We start from the raw sequence: 8,713 nt of genomic DNA on the forward strand, positions 1-8,713 counted from the left end.
AACCCTAAGCCGCGCTTATTCCGCGTGAGAGAAGCACAGGGCATTGTGAACCGCTTTGGTTTTAATAATTTGGGCGTCGATAATTTAATCGAGAACGTAAAAGCCGCTAAATTCAAAGGCGTGTTGGGCATTAACATTGGTAAAAACTTTAATACGCCAATGGAAAACGCGGTGGATGATTATTTGATTTGCATGCGAAAAGTATATGCGTATGCGAGTTATATCACGGTGAATATTTCATCGCCCAACACTAAGAATTTGCGCGCTTTGCAAGAAAAAGATGCTTTATCTAGTTTGTTGGCTACGCTTAAATTAGAGCAAACTAAGCTCGCAAATCAGCATGGTAAATATGTGCCAGTGGCTTTAAAAATTGCACCTGATTTAGAACAAGAACAAGTGAATGAAATTGCTGATTTGTTGATGCAACATAAAATTGACGGTGTAATTGCGACTAATACCACTTTGGCGCGTGACATGGTGCAGGGCATGGAACATGCCGAAGAAACAGGCGGCTTGTCTGGTGCGCCTGTGCGTGAAAAATCAACATTAGTCATTCAGCAATTATCGCAGCGTTTGCAAGGTGCGGTACCGATTATTGGCGTGGGTGGTATTTTGAGCGGCGCCGATGCCGTTGAAAAAATCGCCGCTGGCGCAGACCTTGTGCAGGTATACAGCGGGCTGATTTATAAAGGGCCAAAGCTGGTGCATGAAATTTGTAAATCGCTAGGGTGATTTTTAGCAGCAATGGCGCTACCTATTTTATATTCTTATCGCCGTTGTCCCTACGCTATGCGCGCTCGTATGGCACTCAAGCTGGCAAATATTGACGTTGAAATTCGTGAAATTTCATTACGCGAAAAGCCTGCGCATATGTTGCAAGTTTCACCAAAAGGCACCGTGCCTGTGTTGGTGCTGCAAGACGGAAGCGTGATTGAACAAAGCTTGGAAATCATGCAATGGGCATTAAAAACACATGCCCTGCAGACCAATATCCATGCGGCTTCCAGAGCATCTGTTTTAGCACTTATTTCCGAAAATGACGATGCATTTAAATGTGCTTTAGATGCTTACAAATACCCTGAGCGCTACCCAAATAAAACACAAAGTCAGCATCGCGCTGATGGCGGAGTGTTTTTACAAAAACTAGAAAATTTGCTACAAGGCAATCTTTATTTATTCGGCGCCATACCAAGCTTGGCAGATGTTGCAATTTTCCCGTTTGTGCGCCAATTTGCGGCGGTGGATGCTAATTGGTTTGAAACCACACCTTATCCAAAATTACGGATTTGGCTACGAACGCTAGTTGAATCGAAATTGTTTGCGAACATCATGCAAAAACAGCCAACTTATATTGAATAAGTTGGCTGTTTTTTAACAGCTGTAAGTGATGCAAATTTAAACTTCGGCTAATGCACTTTCTGATACTGTTTTATCGCCAGAAAAAATCAATTTTACTTCATCTTTACTATCAATATCCACATGTACGCTGCCGCCATTAGCCAGTTTGCCGAACAATAACTCATCAGCCAAAGCCTTACGAATGGTGTCTTGAATCAATCTAGACATTGGTCGAGCGCCCATGAGTGGGTCAAAGCCTTTTTTGCCCAAGTAAGCCTTCAATGTATCGCTAAAGGTCACTTCGACTTTTTTATCATGTAATTGGTCTTCTAATTGAATCAAGAATTTATCTACCACGCGAATGATAATATCTTGTGACAATGCGGCGAATGACACCGTAGCATCCAAACGGTTGCGGAACTCTGGTGAGAATAAGCGTTTAATATCAGCTTGCTCGTCACCGGCTTGTTTCGCAGTAGTGAAGCCCATGTTGGCTTTTGATAAGTTTTCTGCACCCGCGTTGGTCGTCATAATAATCGTAACGTTTCTGAAATCCGCCTTGCGACCATTGTTGTCGGTGAGCGTGCCGTGATCCATTACTTGCAACAGAATGTTGAAAATATCAGGATGCGCTTTTTCAATCTCATCAAGCAACAATACACAATAGGGGTGTTTAGTAATGGCTTCAGTCATCAAGCCACCTTGTTCAAAACCCACATAGCCTGGAGGCGCACCGATCAAACGACTTACCGCGTGGCGCTCCATATATTCACTCATATCGAAGCGAATGAGCTCAATGCCCATGATGTAAGCGAGTTGTTTAGCAACTTCAGTTTTACCAACACCAGTCGGGCCGCTGAATAAGAAGCTACCAATTGGTTTGTTATTGCCACCCAAGCCGCTACGTGCCATTTTCACGGCAGAGGTCAGCGCTTCAATCGCTTTATCTTGGCCAAATACCACGGCTTTTAAATCGCGCTCAAGTGTTTTAAGTGCGCTTCTGTCATCCGCGGAAATATTTTTAGGTGGAATGCGGGCAATTTTGGCAATGATGTCTTCAATCTCTTTGTTGCCAATCACTTTTTTCTGTTTCGATTTTGGCAAGATACGTTGCGCCGCACCAGCTTCATCTATCACGTCGATTGCCTTATCTGGTAAGTGACGGTCGTTAATATATTTCGCTGATAATTCTGCTGCGGTTGTCAGCGCGCTAGCACTATATTTAACGCTATGGTGAGACTCAAAGCGAGATTTCAAACCTTTTAAGATTTCAATCGTTTCCGCTACGCTTGGTTCGACCACATCCACCTTTTGAAAGCGGCGTGACAGCGCGTGGTCTTTTTCAAAAATTCCGCGATACTCTTGGTAAGTCGTCGCGCCAATGCATTTAAGTGTGCCGTTTGATAGTGCGGGTTTTAACAAGTTGCTTGCATCCAAAGTGCCGCCACTGGCAGAGCCTGCACCAATCAAGGTGTGAATCTCATCAATAAATAAAATCGCATCAGGGTTTTCAGCTAGTTGCTTCATCACGGCTTTTAAGCGTTGCTCAAAATCACCTCGGTATTTTGTGCCCGCCAGCAATGCACCCATGTCGAGCGAGTAAACCGTTGCATTCGCCAAGACATCAGGAATATCTTTTTCAACAATACGGCGCGCTAAACCTTCCGCAATCGCTGTTTTACCCACACCAGCCTCACCGACCAGTAATGGATTGTTTTTGCGGCGACGGCATAAAGTTTGAACCACACGCTCTAACTCAGGGCCACGTCCAATGAGCGGGTCAATTTTACCCGCGGCCACTTGAGCGTTTAAGTTAAGCGTATAACTTTCCAGTGCGCCAGATGGTGAAGCTTCAACATCAGCCTCTGTGTCTGCGCTTTCAGGTTTTGCTGTTTCACCAATTTTCGATACGCCGTGCGAAATAAAATTCACCACATCTAAGCGTGTCACACCTTGTTGGTGCAAGAAAAATACTGCATGCGAATCTTTTTCACCAAAAATGGCGACGAGTACATTAGCTCCCGTCACTTCTTTTTTCCCTGAAGATTGTACATGCAGCATGGCGCGTTGAATCACACGTTGAAAGCCAAGGGTAGGTTGAGTATCTACGTCCTCTTGACCATTCACAGTCGGCGTGTGTTCTTCAATGTATTGGTTGAGTTCGGTGCGCAGTACTTCTAACTTTGCCCCACACGCGCGCATCACCTCTGCGGCGGTTGGGTTGTCTATCATCGCAAGTAATAAATGCTCAACCGTAATAAGCTCATGGCGCTTTTGTCTGGCGTCCATAAAGGCCATGTGTAGACTAACTTCCAATTCTTGAGCGATCATTTTAGATCCTTAAATTTCAATATTAATTTCAATTCCTGATAATCTTCAGGCTGGTTCTACTACACACTGTAATGGATGCTGCTGAGCTTTTGCATAGTTAAGTACTTGATTCATTTTAGTTTCTGCAATATCTTGTGGATATACACCACATACCGCAACGCCTTCTGTATGTACTTTGAGCATAATTTGCGTTGCTTGTTCACGGCTTTTGTTAAAAAATCGCTCAATACATTCCACTACAAATTCCATTGGCGTGTAATCATCATTCAGTAGCAACACCTTAAACATGGGGGGCAATTTTGGTTTTGCAACTTCAGGTTTAAGTGCCGTGTCATGATCAGCAGGCCTAGTAGTATTGGGTAAGTTAGCCATATAGGACTATTTTGAGCCAAACTACAGAAATTTCAAGCGTATTTTGAATATGGTTATGATAAATGACCTATTTAGTTTCATTCTATTGAATAAAGCTAAAAAACGTAGGTTGATTTAAGGTAACGTAAATTAACGATTGAAATGGTTTGTCAGGCTTGAATAGCGAAGCGACTTAAGAATTACAACTTAGGCGCTAAAATTTAGGGGTAGTGAAAGGGGTATTGTAAAACAGTCATGCAGGAAACTAATATTTAAGGAAAAATTTTAACGCTTTTCACAATACGATCTTGTGTTTGTACGATTTCAATCACGTGCGTTCCAACCTTAAAGCTGGTATTGGATTCTGGAATGTCTTCAAAATGCTCGAGTATTAGTCCATTAATGGTACGCGGACCGTCTAACGGTAAACTCAAATTGAGTTTTTTATTTAAATCACGCAAGGTACTGCTACCGTCGACTAGCCAGCCACCGTCATCGTCCTCGCGGTAGCTCCCCAGTCGAGAGGGTGACTGGGTGGTAAAGTCGCCAATAACTTCTTCTAAAATATCTTCTAATGTGACTAAGCCTTTAAACTCGCCGTATTCATCCACAACCAGCGCGACACGTTGCTGCTTTTCTTGAAACTGCTGTATTTGTGTATAAAGTGGTGTGCCCGACGGGATGAAATACGGTTCGCTAATAATTTCTAGTAATGCTTCTTTATATAAATCATTGTTATCGTGATGCGAACGTAATTGCGACATAACTTTGCGTAAGTGCAATATTCCGATGATTTCTTCGTTCTCACCTTGGCGTACAGGTAGGCGGGTATGTTGACTGCTGGAAATTTGCTGCAAAATATCTTCTAGCGGCGCATCAAAGTCGATCGATTCAACTAAAGTGTGCGCTGTCATTACATCGTCGACGGTAATTTTTTCAAGGTCAAACAAATTTAATAAAATAGATCGATGTTTTTTAGGCATGAAATGTCCTGCATCAGTCACGATGCTGCGCAATTCATCCATGGTCAGGGCTTGGGTGGTTTCTTCAAAATTGACTCTTACCCCTAGTAGGCGCAACAAAGCGCCAACAAATAAGTTGACAAACCAAACGGCAGGATATAGAAGTTTAAGTAATGGATAAAGTAAGTAACTGCAAAAAATACCTATTTTTTCGGGGTAGGCGGCTGCAATGACTTTTGGTGAGATTTCACTAAAGACTAAAATGGCAAATGTGACGGCAAGTGTTCCCAGCATCAGCATCCATTCGCCTTCGCCAAACAATTCGACAATAATCACCGTGACCAAGGTGGCAGAGGCAGCATTGGCAAAGTTATTGCATAGTAAAATTACACCAAGTAATTTATCAGTCTTGGCTAACAGTGCACTGGCGATGCGCGCGCCACGATGGCCTTCTTTTACTAAGTGACGTAATCGGTAACGATTAAGTGACATCAAGCTAGTTTCTGCCATTGAGAAAAAGCCTGAAATCAGTAGCAAAAGCAAAAGAATGCCAAGCTGCCAAGAAATGGGAATGTTATCCAATGAGTGGGATTAAGTTGTAATAATTATGATGAGTGTATACGTGAGTAGTATTAATAATCAAGTGCACTTAGTAACTAGGCACACTTGATTCTTTTTATTGGCTGCTTACGAAGCGAATTCAGAAGGGTCAGGCTCAACGACTTTTTCTTGTTTGTCGCCTTCTTTTTTCTCAACATCACCAATCAGGTTGCTGCGGCTTACGCCAAGCCACATAGCGATAGGGCAGGCAACGAGCACTGAAGAGTAAATGCCGAATAGAATACCAATCGTCAGCGCCAGTGCAAAGTTATGTAGCACCTCGCCGCCAAATAACAACATGGATAGCACCATCAATTGTGTGGAAAAGTGCGTAATCACAGTACGTGACATGGTGCGTGTGATGGCGTTATCAATGACGTGGATTACGGTGGCTTTACGCATTTTGCGGAAGTTTTCGCGTACGCGGTCAAACACCACAACAGATTCATTCACTGAGTAACCTAATACCGCTAATATCGCGGCCAGCACGGTGAGGTTGAACTCCCATTGAAAGAAAGCAAAGAAGCCAAGAATAATAACCACGTCATGCATGTTAGCAATAATCGCCGCCACCGCAAAACGCCACTCGAAGCGCATGGCAAGATAAAGCATGATGCCAGCGGTAACTAACAGCAAGGCAAGCGCGCCGTTTTCATAAAGCTCTTCACCCACCTGCGGGCCAACAAACTCGACACGGCTCATTTGCACGCTGCTGTCGGCCGCTTTTAGGCTGGCCAGCATTTGTTCTGAGAGTTGTGAACCCGTGATTCCGGTACGAACAGGTAAACGAATTAATACATCACGGCTACTACCAAAGTTTTGTACAGTGGCGTCTTTTAGGCCAATGCTATCCACGGCTTGCCTAATTTTATTCAAATCGGCCGCTTGTGGATAGTTGACTTCCATCATTGTGCCACCTGTGAAATCTACGCCAAAATTAAGACCTCGGGTAGCTAAAAAGAATATGGCTAAAATGAAGGTGATTAATGAGATGGCAGTGGTTAATTTGCCATAACTCATGAAGGGGATATCATTTTTAACTTTGAATAATTCCATAATTATTTGCTCTTAAATTTTAAAGTTCTTGTTTCAGTACAAGTGGTATTGATTAAGTGTGATTGAATTAGCCAATTGACAACTTGCTTACTTTTCGACGATAGCCATGCAAGGCGTTAACAATAGCGCGTGATACCACCACCGCACTGAACATTGAAGTCAAAATGCCCAATACATGCACCACCGCAAAGCCTTTTACTGGGCCAGAGCCAAACATAAAAAGTGCAAGCCCGGCGATTAATGTCGTGACGTTCGAGTCTAAAATAGTGTCCCACGCACGCTCATAACCGGCTTGAATCGAGGCTTGAGGTGAGTTGCCGTTACGCAGTTCTTCGCGAATACGCTCGTTTACCAGCACGTTCGCATCAATCGCCATACCTAATGTAAGTGCTACCGCGGCTAAGCCTGGCAAGGTTAGTGTCGCCTGTAGTAAAGATAAAACCGCCACTAATAAAAGCAAGTTTACGCTCAGCGCGAGTACGGAAATACCACCAAACATGGCGTAGTAAATAATCATAAACACAGCAATGGCGGCAAATCCCCATAAGGTTGAATGCATGCCGCGTTTGATATTTTCTTCACCCATGCTCGGGCCAACGGTACGTTCTTCAACAATATCCATCGGTGCTGCCAGCGCTCCAGCGCGTAGTAGCAAGGCAATGTCAGTAGCCTCTTGCGTATTAGCCATGCCAGAAATCTGTACGCGCCCACCGCCAATTTCTTCATTTATCACTGGGGCGGTAATAATTTCAGTATTGCCTTTCTCAATCAGCAATATTGCCATGCGCTTGCCTACATTTTCACGCGTAACTTGCTGAAAAATACGTGCACCGCGTGCGTCCAATGTTACGTTTACGGTGGATCTGCCAGATTGGCCGTCAACGCCAGGACCAGCATCGGTAATATAATCGCCAGTGAGTACCACATTCTTTTTAACGATGATTGAACGCCCATCGCGGTCTTTAAATACTTCATCACCAATGGGTGCTTGGCCTTTTTCGGCTTTTTCCAGTGTAGCAAAGTCGCTTTTTTCTTCATCGACTAGGCGAATTTCAAGTGTCGCAGTACGGCCCAAAATTTCTTTAGCCTTTGCGGTATCTTGTACGCCAGGCAATTGCACCACAACGCGATCCGCACCTTGTTGCTGGATGATGGGTTCTGCTACACCTAGCTCATTGATACGGTTATGTAGTGTTTGAATATTTTGTTTGATGGCAAAATCTTGAATGGTTTTTTGTTCAACTAAATTTAATGAGGCTTTTAGTATCTTTTCTTCGCCTGATGTTGATTCATTAAGTGTTAAGTTTGGATATTCTTTACTGATGATAGCCTTGGCTTTAATCAACTCGGCTTCGCTGTTAAAGCGAATTTGTACGGTTTCGCCTTCACGCGTTACACCCACGTAAGAAACACGTTCTTTTCGCAACGCGATTTTAAAATCGCCAACAAAACGCTCTGCGGCTTTGCTTAACGCCGCTTTCATATCAACTTGAAGTAGAAAATGCACGCCACCACGTAAATCCAAACCTAGATACATCGGCTTTGCACCCAAGCTACGTAGCCATGTAGGTGAGCGTGAAAGCATATTGAGTGCAACGGTATACTCTTTGCCTAAACTGGCTTGTAAAACATCTTTAGCTTTGATTTGTGTGTCGGTATTGGCAAAGCGTGCTTTAACGCCACGCGCATCCAAAAAGACGCCATCATAGGCAATTTTCTCTTGTTTAAAAATCGCCTCCACTTTACTTAATAAATCAGGGTCAAGCTTGCTGGTGTTTTTAGCCAGCGTAATTTGAACAGCAGGTGATTCACCAAAGAAGTTTGGAATGGTGTAGATCAACCCGATCAAAATCATGACAACGACAAGGATGTTCTTCCATAATGGATAGCGATTCATAGTTTGGCTCTAAACAGTCTGACTCAAATTAATAACAGTGTGGATTAAGATGCGGCTTCATCAGCTGAGCTTAAATGCTCTTGATCGTGCCTTTAGGTAATGCGCTTTGTACGGCTTGTTTTTGTACGGTGATTTCGGTATTCGCTGCAACCTCAATGGTTACAAATGACTCAGCCAC

At 43.5% G+C, this 8,713-nt stretch carries 7 protein-coding genes and 1 pseudogene; 2 read left to right on the forward strand and 6 right to left on the reverse strand.

The features are described from left to right. On the forward strand, positions 1–732 hold a 732-nt coding region (gene pyrD / locus HOO90_RS11850), incomplete at its 5' end, for a dihydroorotate dehydrogenase (quinone) (RefSeq protein ID WP_292843330.1). Between the two features lie 12 nt (positions 733–744). Beyond that, positions 745–1,359, forward strand: coding sequence for a glutathione S-transferase (locus HOO90_RS11855; protein WP_292843332.1), 615 nt, complete (start codon positions 745–747; stop codon positions 1,357–1,359). A gap of 36 nt (positions 1,360–1,395) precedes the next feature. On the opposite strand, the gene clpA is transcribed toward HOO90_RS11855, so the two are convergent. From clpA to HOO90_RS11885, 6 genes and pseudogenes are all read right to left on the reverse strand, one after another. Next, positions 1,396–3,669 (reverse strand): ATP-dependent Clp protease ATP-binding subunit ClpA, encoded by a 2,274-nt coding sequence (gene clpA, locus HOO90_RS11860; protein ID WP_292843334.1) that lies wholly within the window; start codon positions 3,667–3,669, stop codon positions 1,396–1,398. 45 nt (positions 3,670–3,714) lie between these two features. Beyond that, positions 3,715–4,041 carry an ATP-dependent Clp protease adapter ClpS gene (gene clpS, locus HOO90_RS11865; protein ID WP_292843336.1) on the reverse strand — a complete coding sequence of 109 codons (327 nt, stop codon included), beginning with the start codon at positions 4,039–4,041 and terminating at the stop codon, positions 3,715–3,717. A gap of 251 nt (positions 4,042–4,292) precedes the next feature. Continuing rightward, entirely contained in the window at positions 4,293–5,564 is a 1,272-nt protein-coding gene (locus HOO90_RS11870) for a CNNM domain-containing protein (protein ID WP_292843338.1), read from the reverse strand. Between the two features lie 105 nt (positions 5,565–5,669). Further along, positions 5,670–6,638 carry a protein translocase subunit SecF gene (gene secF, locus HOO90_RS11875; protein ID WP_292843340.1) on the reverse strand — a complete coding sequence of 323 codons (969 nt, stop codon included), beginning with the start codon at positions 6,636–6,638 and terminating at the stop codon, positions 5,670–5,672. A 67-nt stretch (positions 6,639–6,705) separates the two neighbouring features. Next, a complete protein-coding gene (gene secD, locus HOO90_RS11880) occupies positions 6,706–8,535 on the reverse strand; it encodes a protein translocase subunit SecD (RefSeq protein ID WP_292843342.1) in 1,830 nt (609 codons plus the stop codon). A 70-nt stretch (positions 8,536–8,605) separates the two neighbouring features. Further along, a pseudogene (locus tag HOO90_RS11885) lies at positions 8,606–8,713 on the reverse strand (preprotein translocase subunit YajC); the annotation flags it as partial.

The sequence above is a fragment of the Methylotenera sp. genome (assembly GCF_013141425.1).
GTDB lineage: Bacteria > Pseudomonadota > Gammaproteobacteria > Burkholderiales > Methylophilaceae > Methylotenera.